The organism is Variovorax sp. OV700, assembly GCF_900099805.1.
In the GTDB taxonomy this organism is placed as follows: Bacteria; Pseudomonadota; Gammaproteobacteria; order Burkholderiales; family Burkholderiaceae_C; genus Variovorax.
Genome location: NZ_FNDR01000005.1, coordinates 418769 through 442149, shown reverse-complemented (window position 1 = coordinate 442149; position 23381 = coordinate 418769). Strand labels below are relative to the sequence as shown.

The window sequence follows — 23381 nt, the reverse complement described above, 5'->3', positions numbered from 1 at the left end:
CATGAAAAGCCGGGGGGCTCACGCATCTGCGAAAATGTGCGAATGTTCACCGGAATCATTACCGGCGTGGGGCGCATCGCCGCCATCCACGACCTCGGCCCCTCCTCCTCCTACGGCAAAAGACTCGGCATTTCGGTGCCCGACGGGTATCTCGACGATGTCGGGCTCGGCGACAGCATTGCGCTCAACGGCGCGTGCATGACCGTCACCACCCTCGATCCGGCGCAGCAGCAGTTCACCATCGACATTTCGGCCGAATCCCTCGACAAGACCGCGGGCCTCACCGAAGACGGCGCCCGCATCAACCTCGAGAAGGCGCTGCGCGCCAGCGACCGGCTGGGCGGCCACATCGTCTCGGGCCATGTGGACGGCATCGGCACGGTGAGCCACTTTGCGCCGGTCGGCGAAAGCTGGGAGCTGCGCGTGCTCGCACCGCACGCGCTGGCACGCTTTCTGGCCTACAAAGGCTCCATCACCATCAACGGCGTGAGCCTGACCGTCAACAGCGTGGCCGACAGCGCCGATGGCAGCGAGATCAGCATCAACCTGATTCCGCACACCGTCGAGAACACCTCGCTGGGCGACCTGAAGGCGGGTTCCCAGGTCAACCTCGAAATCGATACCGTGGCGCGCTACGTGGAGCGCATGCTTCAGGCCGGCGTTCTTGCGCCCACATCCATGGCTTCCATGCAATCCACGTACTCCAAGGACACTGCCGAATGAACGCTTCCGTCACGCCCATCGGCGCGCCCCGCAGCTCGCGGGCACCCGCGCCGATTTCCTCCGTCGAGGAGATCGTGGCCGAGCTCGCCGCCGGCCGCATGGTGATCCTGGTGGACGAGGAAGACCGCGAGAACGAAGGCGACATCGTCATTGCGGCGGACCACATCACGCCCGAGTCCATCAACTTCATGGCGCGGCATGCGCGCGGGCTGATCTGCCTCACGCTTTCGCGCGAAATGTGCGAGCGGCTGCAGCTGCCGCCGATGGTCTCCCGCAATGGCGCCAAGCACTCGACCGCCTTTACCGTTTCGATCGAAGCGGCCGAAGGCGTGACCACCGGCATCTCGGCCGCCGACCGCGCGCGCACCGTGCAGGCGGCCGTGGCGCGCAACGCGGTGGCCAGCGACCTGGTGCAGCCTGGCCACATCTTTCCGTTGCAGGCGGTGGACGGCGGCGTGCTCATGCGCGCCGGCCATACCGAAGCCGGCTGCGACCTCGCGGCCATGGCCGGCTGCTCGCCCGCCTCGGTGATCTGCGAGGTGATGAACGAAGACGGCACCATGGCGCGCCTGCCCGACCTGCAGATTTTTGCGGCCGAGCACGGGCTCAAGATCGGCACCATTGCCGCGCTCATCGAGCACCGCAGCCGCACCGAATCGCTGGTCGAGAAGGTCGGCTGCCGCGAAATCCAGACCGCCTGGGGCACCTTCACCGCCCACGCCTTCACCGACAAGCCCAGCCGCGGCGTGCACCTTGCACTGGTGCGCGGCAAGTGGGCGCCCGAAGACACGGTGTCGGTGCGCGTGCACGAGCCGCTCTCGGTGCTCGACGCGCTCGAAATCAACCGCTCGCTGCACTCGTGGAGCCTCGATGCCAGCCTCGCGCACATCGCGAACGAAGGCAAGGGCGTGGCCGTGCTGCTCAACTGCGGCGAAACGGCCGGCGAGCTGCTCGCGCAGTTCGACGGCACCGCGCGCCCCGCGCAAGCCCCCGAGCGCGGCCGCATGGATCTGCGCAGCTACGGCATCGGCGCGCAAATCCTGCGCGAATGCGGCGTGCACAAGATGAACCTGCTCGGCACGCCCCGCCGCATGCCGAGCATGGCCGCAGGCTACGGCCTCGAAATTGCCGGCTACCTCACGAAAGACTGACACGACATGCAAGGTGCAAACAAGGGCGCGGATGCCAAGCCGCTCGACGGAAAAGGGCTGCGCATCGGCATCGTGCAAGCGCGCTTCAACGCCGACATCACCGATGCGCTGGCCGCGGCCTGCGTCGCCGAGCTCGAAAAGCTGGGCGTGGCCGCGGACAACATCCATCATGTGCAGGTTCCCGGCGCGCTCGAAGTGCCCGTGGCCCTGCAGGCGATGGCCGTGCGCGGCGGCTACCACGCGCTGGTCGCGCTAGGCTGCATCATCCGCGGCGAGACCTACCACTTCGAACTGGTGGCCAACGAATCGGGCGCAAGCGTGAGCCGCGTTGCGCTCGACCATCGCCTTCCCATCGCCAACGCGATCCTCACGACCGAAAACATGGAACAAGCCATTGCCCGGCAGACCGACAAGGGCCGCGATGCGGCCCAGGTGGCTGTCGAGATGGCGCAATTGCTGGCCTCTCTCCAATGACCGAAGACAACAACAAGACAGCCGGCGCCAAGCCGCGCCAGGCGCGCACCGGACTCACCAGCACGGGCGCGCGCAAGGCTTCGGCCAAGTCCAACCGCAGCCGCGCACGCGAATTCGCGCTGCAGGCGCTCTACCAGCACCTGGTGGGCCGCAACGACCCGACCGAGATCGATCACTTCACGCGCGACCTCGCGGGCTTTCACAAGGCCGACGCCGCGCACTACGACGCGCTGCTGCACGGCTCCATCGAAGGCGCCGAGCAGCTCGACGCATTGATCCGGCCGCTGCTCGACCGCAAGTTCGAAGAAATATCGCCCATCGAGCATGCCGTGATGTGGATCGGCGTGTACGAGTTCCAGCATTGCCTGGACGTGCCGTGGCGCGTGGTGCTCAACGAGTGCATCGAGCTTGCCAAGGAATTCGGCGGCACCGACGGCCACAAGTACGTCAACGCCGTGCTCAACGGCCTGGCGCCTCAACTGCGCGCTGCCGAGGTCGAGGCCGACCGGGCTTCAGGCAAGGCCAGGACGTGAAGATTTCGGCGCGCGCACAGCGCATCGAACCCTTCTATGTGATGGAGGTCGCCAAGGCGGCCGGCGTGCTCGCGCGCGAGGTGGCCCACACCGACCGGCCGATGATCTTTCTCAACATCGGCGAGCCCGACTTCACCGCGCCACCGCTCGTGCAGGAAGCTGCCGCTCGCGCCGTGCGTGCCGGTGCCACGCAGTACACGCAGGCCACCGGCCTGGACCTGCTGCGCGAGCGCATCAGCGGCTGGTACGCGCAGCGCTTCGGCGTCGACGTGCCAGCCCGCCGCATCGTGGTGACCGCGGGGGCTTCGGCCGCATTGCAGCTGGCCTGCCTCGCACTGATCGAATCCGGCGACGAGATCCTGCTGCCCGACCCGAGCTATCCGTGCAACCGCCACTTCGTGAGCGCCGCGGACGGCAAGGCCGTGCTGGTGCCGACCACCGCCGAAGAGCGTTTCCAGCTCACCGCCGTCAAGGTGGAAGCTGCATGGACCGACAAGACGCGCGGCGTGCTGCTCGCCTCGCCCTCCAACCCGACCGGCACCTCGATTGCGCCCGACGAGTTGCGCCGCATCCACGAGGTGGTGTCGCAGCGTGGCGGCATCACGCTGATCGACGAGATCTATCTCGGTCTCTCGTATGACGACGCGTTCGGCCAGACGGCGCTGGCCATCGACGACAACGTCATCAGCATCAACAGCTTCAGCAAGTACTTCAACATGACCGGCTGGCGACTCGGCTGGCTGGTGGTGCCCGAAGCGCTGGTGCCCGTGATCGAGCGGCTTGCGCAGAACCTCTTCATCTGCCCCAGCACCGTGTCGCAATACGCCGCGCTGGCCTGCTTCGAAGAACCGAGCATTGCCGAATACGAACGCCGCCGCGCGGAGTTCAAGGCGCGACGCGACTGGTTCATTCCGCAGCTCAACGCATTGGGCCTCGACGTGCCCGTGGTGCCCGACGGTGCCTTCTATGCCTGGGCCGACTGCACCCGCGTCGCCGAGAAGCTGGGCATTTCGGGCAGCTGGGATTTCGCTTTCGAAACCATGAAGCGCGCCCACGTCGCCGTCACGCCCGGGCGCGATTTCGGCACTGCTGAAACCAGCAAGTTCGTGCGCTTCTCCACCGCCAGTTCGATGGCGCATCTGCAGGAATCCGTCGAACGCCTGCGCGCCATGATCGCGAACCCGGCCCGATGAGCTACGCGTTTCCGATCCGCGTCTACTGGGAAGACACCGACGCCGGCGGCATCGTGTTCTACGCCAACTACCTCAAGTTCATGGAACGCGGCCGCACCGAGTGGCTGCGCTCGCTGGGCGTGGAGCAGCGAAAGCTGCGCGAGGAAACCGGCGGCCAGTTCGTGGTGAGCGAAACGCAGCTCAAATACCATCGCCCTTCCCGCCTGGACGACGAACTGCTGGTTACAGCCGATCTTCAACAACTGGGCACTGCGTCGTTGATAATCGGTCAACGCGTGCTATCAAAAACAGAGCAAGAGCGTACGGGAGCCTCGGCGCCCGTCCTGCTGTGCGAAGGCAAGATCCGCATCGGCTGGGTGGATGCTTCCACTTTGCGCCCCGCGCGCATACCGAGCCAAGTTTCGGGAACCCTGGAGCGCTGCGGCGGCTCCATGACTCAACCTTTCAAGCCATGAACCAAGACCTCTCCATCATCAATCTCCTGCTCCACGCGAGCTTCGTGGTGCAACTGGTCGTGCTGCTGCTCGTGATCGTCTCGATCGCCAGCTGGGCCGCGATCATCCGCAAGTACTTTTCCCTGCGCCGCATGCGCGCGCTCAACGACGACTTCGAGCGCGAGTTCTGGTCGGGCACCAGCTTGAATGAGCTGTTTGCCTCGGCCGCGCAGAACGCCAAGTTCGCCGGCCCCATGGAGCGCATCTTCGCTTCGGGCATGCGCGAGTACCAGAAGCTGCGCGAGCGCCACGTGAGCGACGCCCCCACCCTGCTCGACGGCGCCCGCCGTGCCATGCGCGCGAGCTTCCAGCGCGAACTCGACGCGGCCGAACAGAACCTGTCGTTCCTCGCCACCGTCGGTTCGGTCTCGCCGTACGTCGGCCTCTTCGGCACGGTCTGGGGGATCATGCATGCCTTCACCGGCCTGGCCGCGCTCGCGCAAGTGACGCTGGCCACCGTGGCGCCCGGCATCGCCGAAGCGCTGGTGGCCACCGCCATCGGCCTGTTTGCCGCGATTCCGGCCGTGGTGGGCTACAACCGCTTTGCGCGCGAGATTGACAAGATCGCCATTGCCCTGGAGACCTACATCGAGGAGTTCTCCAACATCCTGCAGCGCAACCTGTCGGCCAACCCGGCCGCGGTGGCGTCGGCAACTTCGGCGGCTCCGGCCAACCGCTGAACGGAGGTCCAGCGCATGCCCGCCGTTTCATCCCGGGGCCGAGGCCGCCGCACGATCAACGAGATCAACATGGTCCCGTTCATCGACGTGATGCTGGTACTGTTGATCATCTTCATGGTCACGGCGCCGCTCATCACGCCGAGCGTGATCAACCTGCCCTCGGTCGACCGCGCCAACAAGCAGCCCGACAAGCCCATCGAGATCGTGATCAAGAGCGACGATGAAGTGCAGATCAAGAAAGACCCGTCCACCGGCAGCGGCGGCGCGTCGATTCCCATGACCCAGATCGGCTCCGCGGCCAAGACCGCCCAGGGCGGCGACGAGCAGCGCCCCGTGGTTATCAGCGCCGACAAGTCCGTCAAGTACGAAACCGTCGTGAAGGCGATGAACCAGCTCAAGCGCAGCGGCATCGAGCGCGTAGGCCTGTCCGTCACCACCACGGGCGGCAAATAAGGCATGTCGCTCGCCCTGGATCGCCCCGAGTTCGCACCACCACCGCAGCGCGGCACGCCGCGCGCGGTGATGCTCGCACTGGTCGCGCATGCGCTCCTGATCGCGGCGCTGACGTGGGGAGTGCGCTGGCGCAGCGAGGCCGACGACGGCGCGGTCGATGCGGAGCTGTGGTCTTCCACGGTGCAGCAGGCTGCGCCGCGCCTGTCCGCACCGCAAGCCCCGACGCCCGCCCCCGCACCACCGCCGCCTGCGCCCGCACCGCCCCCGCCACCGCCGCAGGTGAAGGCCCCGGAACCCGCGCCACCGCCGCGCGCGCCCGACATCGCCCTGGAGCGTGAGAAAAAGCTCAAGGAAGAAAAAGAGCAGAAGGAGCGCGAGCTCGAGCGCCAGCAACAGCAGCGCAAGAAAGAGCTCGAGGCCAAGCAGCGCGCCGAAGACGAAGCCGAGCGCAAGAAGGTCCAGCAGCAAAAGCTCGCCGAGCAGCAGAAGAAGCAGCAAGAGGCCGAGGCCAAGCAGGCCGAAGCGAAAAAGCAGCAGGAAGCTGCCGCCAAGCAGGCGGCCGCCGACCGCGCCGCAACGCTCAAGCGCATGCAGGGCCTGGCCGGCGCGAGCGGCGCCGACGATTCGAAGGGCACGGCCCTGCGTTCGTCGGGGCCCTCGAGCGGCTACGCGGGACGCATTGCAGCGGCGGTGCGGCCGAACATCACCTTCCCCGATGCGGAGACGGTGAACGGCAACCCCGCGGCCGAGTTCGAAGTGAATCTCGCGCCAGACGGCACCATCGTCGGCGTCAAGCTCACCAAGTCGAGTGGGCTCCCTGCCTGGGACGAAGCCGCCGAACGCGGCCTGCACAAGACCGACAAGCTGCCGCGCGACACCGACGGGCGCATCTTCCCGTCGCTGATCGTCTCGCTGCGGCCCAAGCGCTGACGGCGCAGCATCGATTTGCGCATCGATTCCGGGCGGTTTCGGACCACCGCCCGGAACTCGTCCGATGCCCCGTTGTCTACCCGCGGACAACAACAGCCGGGTGCCATGCCCGCACAAGATGAATCCCAACGGCCGCATCCGCTACGGCAGCAGTCCGCTGCTTGCCAGTCCAACGCCCGTGTGGCGCAGCAAGTTCATCGTCGCCAGCATTGCCTTTGGCTTCGTGCTGCTGGCGGGCCGTGCGGCCTACATCGAGATCTTCGACAACGACTTCTTCCAGCACCAGGGCGATGTGCGCTACCTGCGCACGCTGGAACTGCCTGCGAACCGCGGCCGCATCCTCGACCGCAATGGGATGATCCTTGCCTCCGACGTTCCCGCGCCCAGCATCTGGGCCATTCCCGAGGACATCGAGCGCGACGATCCCGCGGTGCAGGCCAAGCTCAAGCAAGCGGCCAGGTTGCTTGGCATGCCGCAGAAGGATTTCGACAAGAAGCTCGAGGACGAGGACAAGAGCTTCGTCTGGATCAAGCGCCAAGTCGACCCGTCGGTCGGCCGGGAGATCGCGGCGCTCGACATCAAGGGCATCTATCTGCGGCGCGACTACCGCCGCCAGTACCCCGAAGGCGAGGCGGCGGCGCACCTGGCCGGCTTCACCAACGTGGAGGACACCGGGCAGGAAGGTGTGGAGCTTGCCTTCAACCGCGAACTGGCCGGCACCTCCGGCTCGCGCCACGTCATCAAGGACCGGCTGGGCCACATCGTCGAGGACACCGAGGACCAGGTGCCGCCGACCGATGGCCACGACGTCCAGCTGAGCATCGACGACCGCGTGCAGTACTTCGCCTACGAGAAGATCCGCGACGCCGTCATTGCCAACAAGGCGCACGCCGGCAGCGTGGTGGTGGTCAACGCCCAGACGGGCGAACTGCTGGCCATGGCCAATTACCCGAGCTACGACCCCAATGACCGCCGCAATCTCACCGGAGAGCAACTGCGCAACCGCGCGATGACCGACGTGTTCGAGCCCGGCTCGACGATGAAGCCAATCACCGTTGCCACCGCGCTGCAACTGGGCCGCGTCACGCCCAAGACCATCATCGACACCAATCCGGGACGCATCACCGTGTCGGGCGCGACCATCCATGACGACGAGAACTTCGGCGTGCTCACGGTCGAGGGTGTGATCCAGAAGTCGAGCAACGTGGGGGCGACCAAGATATCGCAACGCATGACGGCCGAGGAGATGTGGAACTCGCTCACGGCCGTCGGCCTCGGGCAGAAGCCGCAGACGCCTTTTCCCGGTGCGGTGACGGGGCGGCTGCGGCCATGGAAGTCATGGCGCCCGATCGAGCAGGCCACCATGTCCTACGGTTACGGCCTTTCGGCCTCGCTGTTCCAGATTGCGCATGCATACACCGCCTTCGCTCACAACGGCGAGGTGATCCCTGTGAACCTGCTGAAGAACAACGGCGAGCAGCCGGCCGGCGTGCAGGTGTTCTCGCCGCTGGTGGCGAGCGAGGTGCGCCAGATGATGCACATGGCGGCCGCGCCCGGCGGCACCGCGCCGCTGGCACAGACCGAGGGCTATTCGGTGGGCGGCAAGACCGGCACCGCGCACAAGCAGGTCGGCAAGGGTTACGCCGGCAACAAGTACCGCGCCTGGTACACGGGCATGTCGCCAATCGACAAGCCGCGCATCATCGTCGCGGTGATGGTCGACGAGCCGAGCGCCGGCAAGTACTTCGGCGGTCTGGTGGCGGCGCCGGTGTTCAGCCAGGTGGTGCAGCAGACGCTGCGCATCATGAACGTGATGCCCGATCTGGCCGTCGCGCCGATGGCGCACTGAGCAGAGCCGCTCGTTTAGGATCGTCGGCAACTTATTGCCTGGCGCTCCTGACATGGTCGACACCACTCCCGCCGTTCGCCTCGAAGATCTGACCCCGCTTCCCTACCAGCAAGCACTTGCCGCCCATCTGCAGGCGAACGAGCGCGAGGTCTGGCGCTGGGCTGCCTCGGCAGAAGCGCGCGAGGAGCATGCCGCGGCAGTGCGCGCCGACCTGCTGCGCAATTCGTACCGGCTCGATGCCGATGCCCATCCCGATCTGCACGCGCATTGCACCGCGGCCGCGCTGCACTTGGGCATCACTGCGCGCGTCACGCTCTACCAGGCGGGCGACGGCACGATGAACGCCACACTCTACTTCCTGCCCGGCGAGGCGCACATCGTGCTCTCGGGCCCGCTGCTGGAACGCCTGCAGGGCCCCGAGCTGCAGGCCGTGCTCGGCCATGAACTCGCGCACTACCTGCTGTGGGAGCGCGACGGCGGCAAGTACCACGTGGTCGACCGCATCCTGCAGGCCGCGGCGGCCGACTCCCGCGCCGACGCGAGCCATCTGCATGCGGCGCGCCGCTACGGGCTCTACACCGAGGCTTTTGCCGACCGCGGTGCCTGCATCGCCTGCGCGGCGCTCGAACCCGCGGTCACTGCGCTGGTCAAGGTGCAGACCGGCCTCGCGCAGGTCAATGCGGCGAGCTACCTGCGGCAGGCCGACGAGATCTGCGCCGAGCCCGAACTCCAGACGCGCGGCACCAGCCACCCCGAGGTGTTCGTGCGAGCGCGGGCGCTGCGCCTGTGGACCGAGCGCCAGCCCGAAGCCGACGAATGGCTGGCGGGCGCGCTCGAAGGCCCGCTGGACGTCGCCACGCTCGACCTGCTCGGCCAGCAGCGCGCCAATGCACTGACGCGCGAGACCATCGCCCAGTTGCTGCAACGCCCGTTCCTGCAGTCCGAATCGCTGCTGGCCCACGCGCGCCGCTTCTTCCCGAACTTCGCGCCGCCCTCGGCGACCATGCCGCCGCCCGCGCCGGTGCCGGCTGGCGTGCACGACTACCTGGCCAGCGTGCTGGTCGATTTCGTCGCGGCCGACCCCGACCTCGACGACATCACGCTCGCCGCCGCGCTCGGTCTTGCCGAAGCCATGGGCTGCGCCGACCAGCTCGAACAGCGCGTCCTGAAAGACATGCGCTTTCCCAAGCGCAGCCTGACCCGCGTGAAGCGCGATGCCGCCACCCTGCTTGAAAAGGCAGCGGCCCAACATCTTCAGGGCGCATCCGCATGACGACACCCGCCACCTCTCCCATTCAGCAGCTGCTGGACACCGGCGACGCCCACGGTGGCCTGCAGACCGACGACGTGCTGAGCCTCGTGCTGCCGCTGCTGCGCGAGGTGTCCGCCTTGCACGAGCAAGGCAAGGTCGCCGCGCTCGGAAGCGTATTCGCCTACCGTGTCGACGACGCACCCGCCCTCGCGCTCGCACAGCCCACAGGCGCAGAGCCGCGCCAGAACCGCGAAGCCATCGCACCGCTCGAACAGCCCGCGGCTTCCGTGCTGCGCGTGGTCGGCGAACACCGCGTGACGGTCGATACCGACGAAGGCGTGTCGGTCGAGAACCTTGCGCTCATGGCCGACGCCTCGCCCGACGCCCTGCCGACGCGCCCCGTCTACCTGCCCGGCTACACGGCGTGGGAGTTGCGCTTCGGGCACCATGACGCGCTGACCGACATCCTCTGCCTCGGCCAGGTGCTGGCCAGCCTCTCGTGCGGGCTCGACTTCACCGACACCGAGGACCTGAGCCGCTTCGTCGCGGGCCGCGGCAACCTGTTCGCACTCAACCACCGTCTGCACCCGGTGGTGGGCGCGGTGATCGGCGAGATGACCGCGCTCGACCGCCACGAACGCGCACGAGACCTGCCCTCGGTGATCCGCCGGCTCGAAACCTACCGTGACCAGCCCCTGGACCTCGGCCTCGACCGCATCGCGCCCGCCAGGGACGGCGCGGGCCAGCGCCGCCAGGCGATCCGCCTGCATCTGCGCGACCGCCTCTTCGACCTCTCGCGACGCAACCGCCTGCTGCATTTCAAACCCAGCCAGACGCACGTGAACCTCACGGTGGCGAGCGTGCCGCTGGTGGTCGACATCAAGAACATCCGCGTCGACCAGCTCTGCGTGTGGGACGGCCGCTTTGCGAGCGACATCGCCACCTGCGACCCCGTGCCGCTCGCGCGCTGGCTGCGCTTCGAAGACCAGCCCTACCTGCCGGGCGCACTCGACCGCATCCTGCAGGAGGCGCGGCGTGACCGCTCCGAATACGGCTTCTCGCAGCTGTCACTGGTGATCGCCTTCCTGCGCTGGCACAACCTGAAGGAAGGAGAAACCGAGCGGGCCGAGCGCATCGCGTCGCCGCTCCTCATGCTGTCGGTCGAACTCACGCGCAAGAAGGGAGTAAAAGACCAGTACCTGCTTGAAGCCGCCTCGAGCGAAGCCCAGGTCAACCCGACGCTGCGGCACCACCTGCGCCAGCTCTACGGCATCGTGCTGCCCGAGACGGTGGATCTGCGCGAAACCACCATCGAGCAGTTCCATGCCCAGCTCGCCGCACAGATCGCGGCCAGCGAGCCCGGCGTGCAGCTGCGGCTCGTGAAGCAGCCCGAAATCGAACTGATTCATCAGCGTGCCCGCCAGCGGCTCGAACAGTTCAAGCGCCGCGCGCGCGTGCGCAACCCCGGTGCGCAACCCGTCGCGGCGCAGGACTTCAGCTACGCGCGCGACGACTTCCGCCCGCTCGGCCTTCAGCTCTTTCACGCGAAGGTGCGGCCGGTTCCGCTGCCGTTGCGCGATGCGGTCGGCGCCCGGCCCGTGCCGCGCGCACCGCAGATGGCCTCCACCGCAGCCCAGACCGAGCGCGAGACCTTCACGCTGCGCGAAAGCACCGGCAATCCCTACCAGTGGGACGTCGACCTCACCTCGGTGACGCTCGGCAATTTCAACCATCGCAAGATGTCCCTGGTGCGCGACTATTCGGCGCTGAGCGAAACCGAAATCGCGAGCGAGGCCTTCGACCGCGTGTTCTCGCTGCAGCCGCGCCAGGTCGATGCCGAACCGCCGGCTGCGCTGCCGCTGGCCGACCAGTGGCCCGTGGTGCAGGCCGACGCCACGCAGACCGCCGCCGTGGCGCTGGCGCGCACCGGCACCAGCTACATCATCCAGGGGCCGCCCGGCACCGGGAAGTCGCAGACCATCACCAACCTCATCGCCGACTACGTCGGGCGGGGCCAGCGCGTGCTCTTCGTCTGCGAGAAGCGCGCCGCCATCGACGTGGTGTTCCATCGGCTGAGGCAGCAGGGGCTGGACGAGCTGTGCTGCATGATTCATGACTCGCAGGGCGACAAGAAGGCCTTCGTGCAGAACCTCAAGAAGACCTACGAGCACTGGCTCGCGTCGCCCGAGGAACTGGAGGCCGAGACCCGCGAGCGCAAGCAACTCGTCGACACCATGGACGCCGACCTGAAGGCGCTGGAGCGGTTCGACGCCGCGATGCGCGAAGCACCCGAACATCTGGCCGTGACAGTGCGTACGCTGATGGCGCGGCTGATCGCGCTCAAGCCGCACGACCCGGCGCTCACGCCGTTGCAGGCCGAGGCCCTGCCCACCTTCGCGGCCTGGCGCCGTCATGCCGACCTGATCGCCCGCCTGCACCTCGCCGTGACCGAAAGCCTCGGCGTGCCGTATCTCGCGCAGCATGCCTTCGCGCAGCTCGCGCCGGCGCTGCTGCGGCAGGAGCGGCCGCTCGCACGGCTGGTCGAACTCGGCGACCGCACGGCGGAGCAGATCGGCCCGCACCGCGATGCACTCATCGAAGCCTGGCCACCGCTCGCCGACGCCCGCGTCCTCTGGGGCGACGCACTGGCCGTGGTGGCCGACGCACGCCGCGTGGCTGCGCTCGCTGCGCGCGGGCATCTCTCACTGCTCGACACCGCACACCCCACCAGCCTCGCTTTCGGCGAGGCGATGACGCAGCGCCGTGCGTTGCAGCAGGTGCTCAAGGAAGCCCTCGAACGCACGATCCACTGGCGCGACAAGTTCTCGCCGGGCGACACCGAAGCCGGCCTCGCTCAGGCCAAGGCGCAACAAGGCTCCTTGCTGCGCTGGCTCCAGCCCTCGTGGTGGCGGCTGTCGGGCGAGCTCAAGCGCCGCTATGACTTCGCCAAGCACGCAGTCCGCCCGCTGCCCAGCCAGGTGCTCGAGGAACTGCTGGGCGAGCACACGGCCCGCGCGGCCGTCGGCAAGCAGGCGGCGCAGATCGAAGCCACCTACGGCTGCACCGACCCCGAAGAGTTCGTGCAGCAGCTCGACACCCTGCGCCGCGGCGATGGCACCGGCAACGGCGTGCACGCAGCCTTCCATGCGCACCTGCACACCGAACCCGGCGCGAGCCGCAACGTCGAACGACTGGCCGCCCTCGGCCAGCGCACGGACGCGCTCGATGCCCTGTGGCACGAACTGCTGGCCGACCCTGCCACCCAGCCGCTGGCGTCGCTCGAAGCGCTGGCCCGCACGATGCGCGAGCAGGCCGACACCCTGCCGACGGTGCTGCCCCACTTGCAGGAACTGGCCGATGCCGATCCGGCGGTGGCCAGGGCGCTGCGCACGCTGCCGCTCGCGCCCGACGCCGTCGAATACGCCGTGGCGCACGAAGGGCTGGAGCGGGTCTACCGCACCGAGCGCTGGCTGCCGCGCTTCGACAGCGCCGCGCTCACGCGCCATGCGCAGCGCCTGGGCGAGGGGGAGCGCAAGCTGCTCGACCGCAACGCCCGCACCCTGGCCGCCGCGGTGCGCCAGCGCTTTCGTGACCATGTGCAAAAGAGCGCCCTGCCCGCAAGCCAGCTCGACGCTGGCGGCAAGCTCTTCAAGAAAAGCTACAACGCGGGCCGGCGCGAACTCGAACACGAGTTCGGCAAGACCATGCGCTACAAGGCCATCCGCGAACTCGCCTCCGGCGATACCGGGCAGGTCGTGCGCGACATGAAACCGATCTGGCTGATGAGCCCGCTCTCGGTGTCGGACACGCTGCCGCTCGCCGCCGATCTGTTCGACGTGGTGATCTTCGACGAGGCGAGCCAGATTCCGGTGGAAGAAGCCGTGCCCGCGCTCTACCGCGCGCCGCAGATCATCGTGGTGGGCGACGAAATGCAGCTCCCGCCGACGAGCTTCTTCTCCTCGGGCCGCGATCCGGAGGACGACACGGTGTCGGTCGAGGACGAGGGCGACCGCATCGCCGTGGTGCTCGATGCCGACAGCCTGTTGAACCAGGGCGCGCGCAACCTGCCGGCCACCCTGCTCGCCTGGCACTATCGCAGCCGCTACGAGTCGCTCATCGGCTTTTCGAACGCAGCCTTCTACGCGGGCAACCTGTTCACCATTCCGGACCGCAGCCTGCCCGCGGCCGCGCGCGACGAGATCCTCGTGCAGTCGCGCAACCCGACTGACGAATCGGTGGCGGCGCAGGTCGATGCCCTGCTCTCGCGCGCCATCAGCTTCCACCGCGTGACCGATGCGGTGTACGAGAACCGCATCAACGACGGCGAGGCGCGCCACATCGCGCAACTGGTGCGCGAACTGCTCAAACGCGAGACGGGCCGAAGCCTGGGCATCGTCGCCTTCTCCGAAGCGCAGCAGACCGAGATCGAAGCCGAGCTCGATGCGCTCGGCGCCATCGACAGCGACTTCGCCGCGCGGCTCGAGGCCGAGTACGTGCGCGAGGAAGACGACCAGTTCTGCGGCCTCTTCATCAAGAACCTGGAGAACGTGCAGGGCGACGAGCGCGACATCATCATTCTGAGCATCTGCTACGGCCCGAACCCCGAGGGCCGCATGCTGATGAATTTCGGGCCGATCAACCAGCGCGGCGGCGAGAAGCGGCTGAACGTGATCTTCAGCCGTGCACGGCATCACATGGCGGTGGTCTCGACCATTCGCCACGAGGCGATCACAAACGATCACAACGAAGGCGCTGCGGCCCTCAAGCAGTTCCTGCGCTATGCGGAGTGCTTGTCGCGTGGCGACTCGGCCACCGCGCGGCGCGTGCTCGAAGGCATGAACCCGCTCACGCGGGGCAGCAGCGCGCAGCATGCGCGCACCGACGAAGTGACGGCGCAGCTCGCGGCGGCGCTGCGCGCGCGCGGCCACGCGGTCGACGAACAGGTGGGACAGTCGCGCTTCCGCTGCGACCTTGCGCTACGCGCGCCCGAGGCCGGCCACTATGCACTGGGCATCCTCGTGGACACCGCTGCGCATTACGAGAACCGCGACGTGCTCGAACGCTATGTCTCGCGTCCGCGCGTGCTCGATGCGTTCGGCTGGGAGGTGGTGCAGGTGCTCGCCAAGGATTGGCTGCATGCGCCGGAGGCCGTGCTCGAACAGATCGAACTGGCTCTGCGCAAGAAGGGAGACAAGGCGGGCGAGCTCGCTGCCACCACTGCCGCCAGCGCACCGGGCACAGCCGCTTGAGGTCGAGTTCGGCCTGCGAGCGCGCGCGGGTGCTGCGCAACCGCGCGCCTTGCTTGCCTCTTTACTCGTAGACCACCGAGGCTTTTCCAGCTTCCGCCTGCGCCGTCCAGCTCGCGAGCGCAGCATCGGTCGGGAAGAACTTGGCGCGCTCTCCCAGCTGCAGTTCGACCTGCGCACCACCACGCGCCATCGAGAGACGAACGGGCAGCCCCTGCACCAGGTCGCCATGCTCGCTTTGCTCGGTGCGCGGAGGAAAGTCTTTCACCAGACGGGCGATGTCGGGCGCCTTGCCGTTCACGGCCACCCGCAGGAACTTGCCAAAGCGGCATCGCGCCGTGGCCAGGTCCCACACCTGCTGCACCTGAAAGCGCGCTTCGAAACCGCCGCGCCCCGGCTGCAGCCGGCCGCTCACGATCACCAGTTCGTCGTCCTTCAGGGTGTTGCGGTTCGCGTTGATCAGCGCCTCGTCGGCGGTGGCATCGATCGAGTCCGACTTGTCGTCCAGCTTGAAGATCGCCAGCCGGCCGCGCTGCCCGTTGATCACGCGGAAGTCGCTCACGATGCCCGCGATCACCTGCTGCTCGCGGGTGTCCATCAGGTCACCGATCTCGCGCTTGCAGAAGCGCCGCACCTCGTGCGAGACCTCGTCGAACAGATGGCCCGAGAGATAGAAGCCGACGGCCGTTTTCTCGTAGGTGAGCCGCTCCTTCACGCCCCAGGGCGTGGCATCGACCAGCTCGGGCTCCTGCGTCGCCGAGCCGTGCTCGCTGTCGCCGAAGATGTCGACCTGCGCGGCATTGGCCTCGGTGGCCGACGAGAACTCGAAGGCCCGGTCGACCGAGGCAATGAGCGACGCGCGGTTCTGCTGGATCGCGTCGAACGCGCCGGCCTTGATGAGCGCCTCGACCGTGCGCTTGTTGATGCGCTGGCGATCGATGCGCACGCAAAAATCGAACAGGCTCTTGAACGGCCCGCCTTCTTCGCGCGCCCGCACGATGGCCTCGACCGCCAGCTGGCCCGTGCCCTTGACGGCCCCCAGTCCGTAGCGAATCACCTTGTCGGTGACGGGCTCGAAGCGGTAGTTGCCGCGGTTCACGTCCGGCGGCTCGAAGGTGATGCCGAAGTTTTTCTGCGCGTCTTCGAACAACACCTTGAGCTTGTCGGTGTCGTCCATTTCCACGGTCATATTGGCGCAGAAGAACTCGGCCGTGTAATGGACCTTGAGCCAACCCGTGTGGTACGCGAGAAGCGAATACGCGGCGGCGTGCGACTTGTTGAAGCCGTACCCGGCGAACTTCTCCATCAAGTCGAAGATCTCGTCGGCCTTGTCCTGGGGAATGCCGTGCGTCGCGAGCGCACCCGCGCGGAATTTCTCGCGGTGCTCGGCCATCTCCTCGAGCTTCTTCTTGCCCATCGCACGGCGCAGCAGGTCGGCGCCGCCGAGCGAGTAACCGCCCAGGATCTGCGCGGTCTGCATCACCTGCTCCTGGTAGACCATGATCCCGTAGGTCTCCGACAGCATTTCGGCCACGGCCGGATGCGGATACTCCACCTCTTCGCGGCCGTGCTTGCGCGCCACGAAGCTCGGGATCAGATCCATCGGGCCCGGACGGTACAGCGCGTTGAGCGCAATCAGGTCTTCAAGACGCGTGGGCCGCGCGTCCTTCAGCATGCCCTGCATGCCGCGGCTTTCAAACTGGAACACCGCTTCCGTCTTGCCCTCGGAAAACAGCTTGTAGGTTTCGCGGTCGTCCAGCTTGATGTTCTCGTACGCGAAGTTCTCCTGGCCCTTGTGGCGCTTGACGATGAACTCTTTCGCGATCTCGAGGATGGTGAGCGTGGCCAGTCCCAAAAAGTCGAACTTCACGAGGCCGATGGCCTCCACGTCGTCCTTGTCGTATTGGCTCACGGCCGAGTCGCTGCCGGGCTGCTGGTAGAGCGGGCAAAAATCGGTGAGCTTGCCGGGCGCAATCAGCACGCCGCCCGCGTGCATGCCGATGTTGCGTGTCATGCCTTCTAGCTTTTGCGCCAGCTCGACCAGCATGCGCACTTCTTCTTCCTTCTCGATGCGGGACGCAAGCTGCGGCTCCATCTCGATGGCGTAGTTGTTCTTGTCGCCTTCCACCTTCGGATTCGGCGGGTACTGGATCGTGACGGGCTGGCCCGGCTTGTTCGGAATCAGCTTGCTGATGCCGTCGCAGAACATGTAGCTCATGTCCAGCACGCGCCCCACGTCGCGAATGGCGGCGCGCGCGGCCATGGTTCCGAAGGTGGCGATCTGGCTCACCGCGTCGCGGCCGTACTTGTCCTTCACGTAGTCGATCACGCGGTCGCGGTTGCCCTGGCAAAAGTCGATGTCGAAGTCGGGCATCGAGACGCGCTCGGGATTCAGGAACCGTTCGAACAGCAGCTTGTATTCGAGCGGATCGAGGTCGGTGATCTTGAGCGCATACGCTACCAGCGAGCCCGCACCCGAACCCCGGCCCGGGCCCACCGGACAGCCGTTGTTCTTGGCCCATTTGATGAAGTCGCCCACGATCAGGAAGTAGCCGGGGAAGCCCATATTCAGGATCGTGTTGATCTCGAACTCGAGGCGCTCCACATAGCGCGGCCGCTCGGCATCGCGCTTGGCGACGTCGGGGTAAAGATGCGCAAGACGCGCTTCCAGGCCTTCAAACGACTCCTGGCGGAAAAATTCGTCGATCGGCATGCGAACGCCTTCGCTGACGAAAGGCGTCGGAAAGTCGGGCAGCTGCGGCTTGCCGAGCACCAGCGTCAGGTTGCAGCGCTTGGCAATCTCGACCGTATTGGCGAGCGCGCTCGGCACGTCGGCAAAGAGCGCTTCCATCTCGGCGCTCGACTTGAAATACTGCTCTTCGGTGAACTTGCGCACGCGGCGCGGGTTGCCGAGGATTTCGCCTTCCGAGATGCAAACGCGCGCCTCGTGCGCCTCGTAGTCCTGGCGTTCGGCAAACTGCACGGGGTGCGTGGCAACCACCGGCAGGCGCAGTCGGGCCGCGAGCTTCACGGCGGCAATCACATGCGGCTCGTCCTCAGGGCGACCCGCGCGCTGCAGCTCGATGTAGAAGCGGTGCGGGAACATGCCCGCCAGCTGAAGCGCCAGTTCGGCTGCGCGTTCTTCCTGCCCCTGCAGCAGCGGCGCGCCCAACGGGCCGGCCTGCGCGCCCGAAAGCGCGATGAGTCCGCCCTGCAATTCCTCAAGCCATTCGAGCTTGCAGGCCGCCTGCGACTGTCCGCGGCCCACGTTCTGCGTCCACGCACGCGCCAGCAACTCCGACAGGTGCAGGTAGCCCTCCGTGTTCTGCACCAGCAGCACGATGCGGGTGAGCACGCCGGGCTCCTTGCCCAGTCCCTCGATGAAAATCTCGGCGCCGATGACCGGCTTGACACCTTTGCCTCGCCCCTCTTTGTAGAACTTGACCGCGCCGAACAGGTTGTTCAGGTCGGTGATGGCGAGCGCGGGCTGCTTGTCGGCAGCGGCCGCCTTGACCACTTCGTCGATTCTGTTGGTGCCGTCGACGACGGAAAACTCGGTGTGCAGGCGCAGGTGAACAAACATCCTCCCATTGTAGAAACCGGCACTCCACGATGTGGGTTGGCAATCCCTACAATCGCCCCCCGTGCAAGAGATTTTGAATATTGCGGCTTACAAATTCGTAGCCATCGACGACAGCCCCGTGCTGCGTGAAGACCTGCGCGAGCGCGCCCAGGCCCTGGGGCTCATGGGCACCATCCTGCTGGCGCCCGAGGGGATCAACCTGTTCCTGGCGGGCCTTCCCGACGCCATCCGAAGCTTTGTGGCGGGCCTCCGCGCCGATTCGCGCTTTGCCGACCTCGAAACCAAGGAAAGCTGGTCCGCCGCGCAGCCCTTCCGCCGCATGCTGGTCAAGCTCAAGCGCGAGATCATCCGCATGGACCACCCGGCCATCCAGCCGGCTGCCGGGCGAGCGCCGGGCGTGGATGCCCCCACCCTCAAGCGCTGGCTCGACCAGGGCCACGACGACGAAGGCCGCGAGATCGCGCTGCTCGACACGCGCAATGCCTTCGAGGTCGACGAAGGCACCTTCGACGGTGCGATCGACTGGCGCCTCACCAAGTTCACCGAGTTCCCGCCGGCGCTGAAAGCGCATCGCGCCGATTTCGCGGGCAAGACGGTGGTGAGCTTCTGCACCGGCGGCATCCGCTGCGAGAAGGCGGCCATCCTGATGCGCGAGGAAGGCGTCGAGAACGTGCTGCAGCTCGAAGGCGGCATCCTGAAGTATTTCGAAGAGGTCGGCGGTGCGCACTACCACGGCGACTGCTTCGTGTTCGACGGCAGGCGCGCGCTGGCACCCGACCTGAGCGCGCGCGCGGCAGACGCCAGCGCACGCGCCTCCGAAGATCCTGACCTCGCGTTGAAGCACTGACCCCCGCGGCGCGAGGCGTTCTTTGCCGCGGGCGCGTCAGACCGGTGTGGTGCCGACGTCCGGCTCGCGCACGCCAAAAGGCTTGCCCGGCAGCGGAATGAATTCGGTCTCTCCGGGCACATGGCCCATGCGCTGCGCGGCCCAGTCGGAGCCGGCTTCGAGAATGCGATCGCGCCGGCTCGAAACAAAATTCCAGGTGATGTAGCGCGGGCCATCGAGCGGCTCGCCGCCGATCACCATCAGGCGCACGGCGGTCGTCGAGCTGAGCACTGCGCCCGCGCCGTCCGGCAGCACCGCCATCGTGTGCGCGGGAATCGGCTCACCGTTGACGCTCGCATCGGCATCCACTGTGTAGACGGCTAATTCGGGCGCCAGTGCGGGCAGTTCGAAGCGGCCACCCGCGGGCAATGCGATATCGAGGTAGATTGTTTGCGACAGCGTCTTGACCGGTGAGCGCTTTCCGAAAGCCTCGCCCACCAGCACGCGCACCGCCACGCCCTGCTCCACCAGCTCCGGAATGGCACCGGCCGGCGTGTGCTCGAAGCTCGGCTCGGTTTCTTCATGCGCCTGCGGCAATGCAGCCCAGAGCTGCAGACCGTGATTAACGTAGGTGTCGGCCTTGAGGCGTTCGGGCTTGCGCTCGGAGTGCACGATGCCGCGCCCCGCCGTCATCCAGTTGATGGCGCCGGGCAGGATCTCCTGCACGCTGCCAAGGCTGTCGCGATGCATCATCGCGCCTTCGAAAAGATAGGTGACGGTGGAAAGGCCGATGTGCGGATGCGGCCGCACGTCGTGCTCGGCGCCGGGCTGTTCGGTGGCCGGGCCGAAGTGGTCGAAGAAGACGAAGGGCCCGACCGAGCGGCGGTTCGCGGCCGGCAGCAGTCGCCGTACCTTGAAGCCGCCGCCGAGGTCCTTGTCAGCGGGATGCAGCGATAGAAGCGAGTCCATGCTGCATCATGCCTCAGGCCTTGCCGGCTGCCCAGCGCGCCGAGGCCTTGGCCACGCGCTCGCCGAACAGGCGCGCGGTGTCCAGATCGCCCTGCACCATTTCGGCCGGCGACGCATCCGAGGGCGACTGCGCCATCGCACCGCTGAACGAGGCCACGTAGTTGATGTCGTTGCGCTGCGCCGCCTTGGTGTTGCTCGGCATGATCGCGGTGCCGACCCAGACGCCGCCTTGCTGCATGGCCAGCGTGAACAGGTAGTGCAGGGTCGAGAGCTTGTCGCCGTTCATCGATGCGCTGTTGGTGAAGCCGGCAAACATCTTGTCCTTCCAGGCTTGGGAGAACCAGGCCTTGGACGACGCATCCGCGAATTTCTTGAACTGCCAGCTCACGCTGCCCATGTAGGTGGGCGAGCCCATGATGATGGCGTCGGCCGCGTTCAGCAGCTCCCAGCCTCCGGCCGGCAGGTTGCCGTCGGCGTCGATCTGGACCAACTCTGCGTTGGCGCCTTCCGCCACGGCCTGGGCCATGCGTTGCGTGTGGCCGTAGCCCGAATGAAAAACGACTGCGATCATGGTCATGAAGTTATCTTTGAGTTGTGTTTGTTGAAAAAGAAGTCAAGCGGAGTGGACGACGTGCGTCCGATCAGCGCTTGTCGATGCTGAAGCGGCCAGGGCCGAAGGCGGCCAGAGCGAGCAGGCCACCGGCGATGGCGATGTTCTTGTTGAAGTTGATCTGTTGCATCATCTTCATGGCGTCGGGCGCCGACCAGTACTTGTGGAAGAACAGCGCGGTGGCCACCGTGAAGACCGCCATGACGATGGCGGTCCAGCGGGTCTTGAAGCCCACCAGCAGCGCAATGCCGAGGACCAGCTCGACCAGGATGGCAATCGCCGCCCCTACTTCAGGCAGCGGCAAGCCGACCGACGTGATGTAGCCCACGGTGCCCGAAAAGCCCACGAGCTTTCCGATGCCTGCCGGAATGAACAGGTACGCCATCAGGATACGGCCGACGAGGGCCAGCGTGTCCTGTGCCGCATTGGGGGTGGTGGTCGCCGAGGTTGCGTTGAATGCGGTGGTTGCCATGATGATGAAACTCCTTGAGTTGATTGATTGAATGAAGGAAAGGGGAAGCAAGACAAGTGCCGGGCGGCGGCGCCCGGCGCGGGAATCAGGCGGCCAGGTCGAACACCAGCACTTCGGCATCCTTGCCGGCGCCCAGCGTGAGATGAGATTCGCCTTCGAGCATTGCGGCGTCGCCGCCCGCGAGCTTCTGGCCATTGACTTCGAGCTCGCCGCGCACCAGGTGCACGTAGCTCTTGCGCTCGGGGTCGAGCGCCAGGCTGGCCTGTTCGTCGCCGTCGATAAGGCCCGCGAACAGGCGCGCATCGGCATGCACCGTCACCGAGCCCTCAGCGCCGTCTGGCGAGGCCACCAGGCGCAGCTTGCCGCGCTTTTCGTCGGTGCTGAACTTCTTCTGCTCATAGCCGGGCGCAATGCCGCGCACGTTCGGCTCGATCCAGATCTGCAGGAAGTGCGTGGTCTCGTCGGCCTTGTGGTTGAACTCGCTGTGCATCACGCCACGGCCCGCGCTCATGCGCTGCACGTCGCCCGGCGGAATCGATTCCACGTTGCCCATGCTGTCCTTGTGCGCCAGCTCGCCAGAGAGCACGTAGCTGATGATTTCCATGTCCTTGTGGCCATGGGTGCCGAAGCCGGCGCCCGCGGCCACGCGGTCTTCGTTGATCACCCGCAGATTGCCGAAACCCATGTGGGCCGGGTCGTAATAACCGGCGAAAGAAAAGCTGTGGAACGAGCGCAGCCAGCCGTGGTCGGCATAACCGCGTTCCTGTGATTTACGGACTTGCAACATCGTCGAACTCCTTCGGCCCTTTCCCCGAGGGGGAGCCCGGGCCTTCTTCGTATGCCGCGCCGGATGCGCAGCGGATGTAAAGAACTTTAGGCCCGCACCACCGCTTTGAAAGCGCCGGGGTTTGATGGCATCATTCAAATTTTTTGATCAATCGATCGACTCATCCATGGAGCCGCGATGCCCAGCGCCAGAGACGTACTGACCCCCGACGCGCTCGCCATGCTGCAGACCGTGGCCAGCACAGGCAGCTTTGCGGGCGCGGCCCGCGCGCTCAACCTGGTGCCCAGCGCGCTCAGCTACCGCGTGCGCCAGATCGAGGACGCGCTCGATGTGTTGCTGTTCGACCGCAGCGCGCGCCAGGCCCGCATCACCGAGGCGGGTGCCGAACTGCTGCGCGAGGCGGCGCGGCTGCTGGGCGAGATCGATGCGGTCGCCAACCGCGTGAAGCGCGTCGCCACCGGCTGGGAGCCGATGCTCACCATCGCGGTCGACAGCGTGATTGCGCGCGATCCGCTGCTTGACCTGGCCACCGCCTTCTTCGCGCTCGATCCGCCCACGCGGCTCAAGCTGCGCGATGAAACCCTGCTCGGCACCATCGAGGCTTTGACCAGCGGCGAAGCCGACCTGGCCATCGGCGCCGTGCTGGACGCGGCGAGCCTTGCCTTTACGGCCACGGGCATCCGCAGCCGGCCGATCGGCGAGCTGTGCTTCGTCTATGCCGTCGCGCCGCACCATCCGCTGGCGCGCCTGCCCGAGCCATTGACCGATGAAGTGCTGCGCCAGCACCGCGCGGTTGCGGCCGCGGACTCGGTGCGCAGCGGGCCGAGCATGACGGTCAACCTCGTCGGCGGACAGGACGTGCTCACGGTGCCGAGCATGCATGCCAAGCTGAATGCGCAGCTGCACGGCCTGGGCGGGGGCTTTCTGCCCGAGCCGATGGCACGGCCGTATATCGAGGCCGGACACCTGGTCGAACGCAAGACCGAACGCCGCCCGCCACTCGCGACCATGCACTGCGCATGGCGCGTGCGCAGCGCCGGCGGGCCGGGCCGCGCGCTCGAATGGTGGCTCGCGCAATTCGACCACGAGGCCACGCGGCGGGCGCTGCTGGAGCGGCATCGGGGGCGCTGAGCGCCAGCCGCCCGAAAGCGCCCTT

The 23381-nt window shown here is 66.9% G+C and carries 19 protein-coding genes; 14 read left to right on the top strand and 5 right to left on the bottom strand.

What is annotated here, in order from left to right:
* The first annotated feature begins 42 nt into the window (after nt 1–42).
* The 12 genes from BLR24_RS14800 (at nt 43) to BLR24_RS14745 (ending at nt 14981) form a co-directional block, all read left to right on the top strand.
* Nucleotides 43–723 carry a riboflavin synthase gene (locus BLR24_RS14800; protein WP_093018070.1) on the top strand — a complete coding sequence of 227 codons (681 nt, stop codon included), beginning with the start codon at nt 43–45 and terminating at the stop codon, nt 721–723.
* Nucleotides 720–1874, top strand: a complete 1155-nt coding sequence (gene ribBA, locus BLR24_RS14795; RefSeq protein ID WP_093018068.1) for a bifunctional 3,4-dihydroxy-2-butanone-4-phosphate synthase/GTP cyclohydrolase II — start codon at nt 720–722, stop codon at nt 1872–1874. The genes BLR24_RS14800 and ribBA overlap by 4 nt, the downstream gene beginning before the upstream one ends.
* A gap of 6 nt (nt 1875–1880) precedes the next feature.
* On the top strand, nt 1881–2348 hold the full coding sequence (ribH, locus tag BLR24_RS14790) for a 6,7-dimethyl-8-ribityllumazine synthase (RefSeq protein WP_093018066.1): 468 nt from the start codon (nt 1881–1883) through the stop codon (nt 2346–2348).
* Nucleotides 2345–2881, top strand: coding sequence for a transcription antitermination factor NusB (gene nusB, locus BLR24_RS14785; RefSeq protein WP_055806086.1), 537 nt, complete (start codon nt 2345–2347; stop codon nt 2879–2881). The genes ribH and nusB overlap by 4 nt, the downstream gene beginning before the upstream one ends.
* The gene (locus BLR24_RS14780) at nt 2878–4074 is read left to right on the top strand and encodes a pyridoxal phosphate-dependent aminotransferase (protein WP_093018064.1); all 1197 of its coding nucleotides are present in this window, start codon (nt 2878–2880) and stop codon (nt 4072–4074) included. Before nusB ends, BLR24_RS14780 begins: the two co-directional genes overlap by 4 nt.
* Complete coding sequence (locus BLR24_RS14775) at nt 4071–4529, top strand: YbgC/FadM family acyl-CoA thioesterase (RefSeq protein ID WP_093018062.1); 459 nt, start codon at nt 4071–4073, stop codon at nt 4527–4529. Before BLR24_RS14780 ends, BLR24_RS14775 begins: the two co-directional genes overlap by 4 nt.
* Nucleotides 4526–5248: a protein TolQ gene (gene tolQ / locus BLR24_RS14770; protein WP_055806079.1), complete on the top strand. Its 723-nt coding sequence runs from the start codon at nt 4526–4528 to the stop codon at nt 5246–5248. The genes BLR24_RS14775 and tolQ overlap by 4 nt, the downstream gene beginning before the upstream one ends.
* Before the next feature lie 15 nt (nt 5249–5263).
* A complete protein-coding gene (locus tag BLR24_RS14765; RefSeq protein WP_093018060.1) occupies nt 5264–5701 on the top strand; it encodes an ExbD/TolR family protein in 438 nt (145 codons plus the stop codon).
* Nucleotides 5702–5704: 3 nt separating this feature from the next.
* Nucleotides 5705–6631, top strand: a complete 927-nt coding sequence (gene tolA / locus BLR24_RS14760; RefSeq protein WP_093018058.1) for a cell envelope integrity protein TolA — start codon at nt 5705–5707, stop codon at nt 6629–6631.
* Between the two features lie 118 nt (nt 6632–6749).
* The gene (locus BLR24_RS14755; protein ID WP_093018056.1) at nt 6750–8480 is read left to right on the top strand and encodes a peptidoglycan D,D-transpeptidase FtsI family protein; all 1731 of its coding nucleotides are present in this window, start codon (nt 6750–6752) and stop codon (nt 8478–8480) included.
* Between the two features lie 52 nt (nt 8481–8532).
* Nucleotides 8533–9753: a SprT-like domain-containing protein gene (locus BLR24_RS14750; RefSeq protein WP_093018054.1), complete on the top strand. Its 1221-nt coding sequence runs from the start codon at nt 8533–8535 to the stop codon at nt 9751–9753.
* Nucleotides 9750–14981, top strand: coding sequence for an AAA domain-containing protein (locus BLR24_RS14745; RefSeq protein ID WP_254787307.1), 5232 nt, complete (start codon nt 9750–9752; stop codon nt 14979–14981). Before BLR24_RS14750 ends, BLR24_RS14745 begins: the two co-directional genes overlap by 4 nt.
* Before the next feature lie 61 nt (nt 14982–15042).
* On the opposite strand, the gene dnaE is transcribed toward BLR24_RS14745, so the two are convergent.
* Nucleotides 15043–18561 carry a DNA polymerase III subunit alpha gene (gene dnaE / locus BLR24_RS14740; RefSeq protein ID WP_093018052.1) on the bottom strand — a complete coding sequence of 1173 codons (3519 nt, stop codon included), beginning with the start codon at nt 18559–18561 and terminating at the stop codon, nt 15043–15045.
* Nucleotides 18562–18622: 61 nt separating this feature from the next.
* On the opposite strand from dnaE, the gene BLR24_RS14735 reads away from it, so the two are divergent.
* Nucleotides 18623–19408, top strand: a complete 786-nt coding sequence (locus BLR24_RS14735) for a sulfurtransferase (protein WP_093018050.1) — start codon at nt 18623–18625, stop codon at nt 19406–19408.
* 36 nt (nt 19409–19444) lie between these two features.
* On the opposite strand, the gene BLR24_RS14730 is transcribed toward BLR24_RS14735, so the two are convergent.
* The 4 genes from BLR24_RS14730 to BLR24_RS14715 form a co-directional block, all read right to left on the bottom strand.
* Nucleotides 19445–20356, bottom strand: coding sequence for a pirin family protein (locus tag BLR24_RS14730; RefSeq protein WP_093018048.1), 912 nt, complete (start codon nt 20354–20356; stop codon nt 19445–19447).
* Nucleotides 20357–20369: 13 nt separating this feature from the next.
* Nucleotides 20370–20933, bottom strand: coding sequence for a flavodoxin family protein (locus BLR24_RS14725; RefSeq protein ID WP_093018046.1), 564 nt, complete (start codon nt 20931–20933; stop codon nt 20370–20372).
* A gap of 64 nt (nt 20934–20997) precedes the next feature.
* Nucleotides 20998–21438 carry a DoxX family protein gene (locus tag BLR24_RS14720; RefSeq protein WP_093018044.1) on the bottom strand — a complete coding sequence of 147 codons (441 nt, stop codon included), beginning with the start codon at nt 21436–21438 and terminating at the stop codon, nt 20998–21000.
* Nucleotides 21439–21523: 85 nt separating this feature from the next.
* Nucleotides 21524–22225 (bottom strand): pirin family protein, encoded by a 702-nt coding sequence (locus BLR24_RS14715; protein ID WP_093018042.1) that lies wholly within the window; start codon nt 22223–22225, stop codon nt 21524–21526.
* 177 nt (nt 22226–22402) lie between these two features.
* Between BLR24_RS14715 and BLR24_RS14710 the strand changes: the two genes are divergently transcribed.
* Nucleotides 22403–23356, top strand: coding sequence for a LysR family transcriptional regulator (locus BLR24_RS14710; protein ID WP_093018040.1), 954 nt, complete (start codon nt 22403–22405; stop codon nt 23354–23356).
* The last annotated feature ends 25 nt before the right edge of the window (nt 23357–23381 follow it).

Coding starts and splice junctions, on each gene's coding strand:
- BLR24_RS14745 (WP_254787307.1), top strand. CDS start 9,750: ATGACGACACCCGCCACCTCTCCCATTCAGCAGCTGCTGGACACCGGC.
- nusB (WP_055806086.1), top strand. CDS start 2,345: ATGACCGAAGACAACAACAAGACAGCCGGCGCCAAGCCGCGCCAGGCG.
- BLR24_RS14755 (WP_093018056.1), top strand. CDS start 6,750: ATGAATCCCAACGGCCGCATCCGCTACGGCAGCAGTCCGCTGCTTGCC.
- BLR24_RS14720 (WP_093018044.1), bottom strand. CDS start 21,438: ATGGCAACCACCGCATTCAACGCAACCTCGGCGACCACCACCCCCAAT.
- BLR24_RS14775 (WP_093018062.1), top strand. CDS start 4,071: ATGAGCTACGCGTTTCCGATCCGCGTCTACTGGGAAGACACCGACGCC.
- BLR24_RS14750 (WP_093018054.1), top strand. CDS start 8,533: ATGGTCGACACCACTCCCGCCGTTCGCCTCGAAGATCTGACCCCGCTT.
- tolQ (WP_055806079.1), top strand. CDS start 4,526: ATGAACCAAGACCTCTCCATCATCAATCTCCTGCTCCACGCGAGCTTC.
- BLR24_RS14725 (WP_093018046.1), bottom strand. CDS start 20,933: ATGACCATGATCGCAGTCGTTTTTCATTCGGGCTACGGCCACACGCAA.
- BLR24_RS14710 (WP_093018040.1), top strand. CDS start 22,403: ATGCCCAGCGCCAGAGACGTACTGACCCCCGACGCGCTCGCCATGCTG.
- ribH (WP_093018066.1), top strand. CDS start 1,881: ATGCAAGGTGCAAACAAGGGCGCGGATGCCAAGCCGCTCGACGGAAAA.
- BLR24_RS14715 (WP_093018042.1), bottom strand. CDS start 22,225: ATGTTGCAAGTCCGTAAATCACAGGAACGCGGTTATGCCGACCACGGC.
- dnaE (WP_093018052.1), bottom strand. CDS start 18,561: ATGTTTGTTCACCTGCGCCTGCACACCGAGTTTTCCGTCGTCGACGGC.
- BLR24_RS14800 (WP_093018070.1), top strand. CDS start 43: ATGTTCACCGGAATCATTACCGGCGTGGGGCGCATCGCCGCCATCCAC.
- ribBA (WP_093018068.1), top strand. CDS start 720: ATGAACGCTTCCGTCACGCCCATCGGCGCGCCCCGCAGCTCGCGGGCA.
- BLR24_RS14765 (WP_093018060.1), top strand. CDS start 5,264: ATGCCCGCCGTTTCATCCCGGGGCCGAGGCCGCCGCACGATCAACGAG.
- BLR24_RS14730 (WP_093018048.1), bottom strand. CDS start 20,356: ATGGACTCGCTTCTATCGCTGCATCCCGCTGACAAGGACCTCGGCGGC.
- tolA (WP_093018058.1), top strand. CDS start 5,705: ATGTCGCTCGCCCTGGATCGCCCCGAGTTCGCACCACCACCGCAGCGC.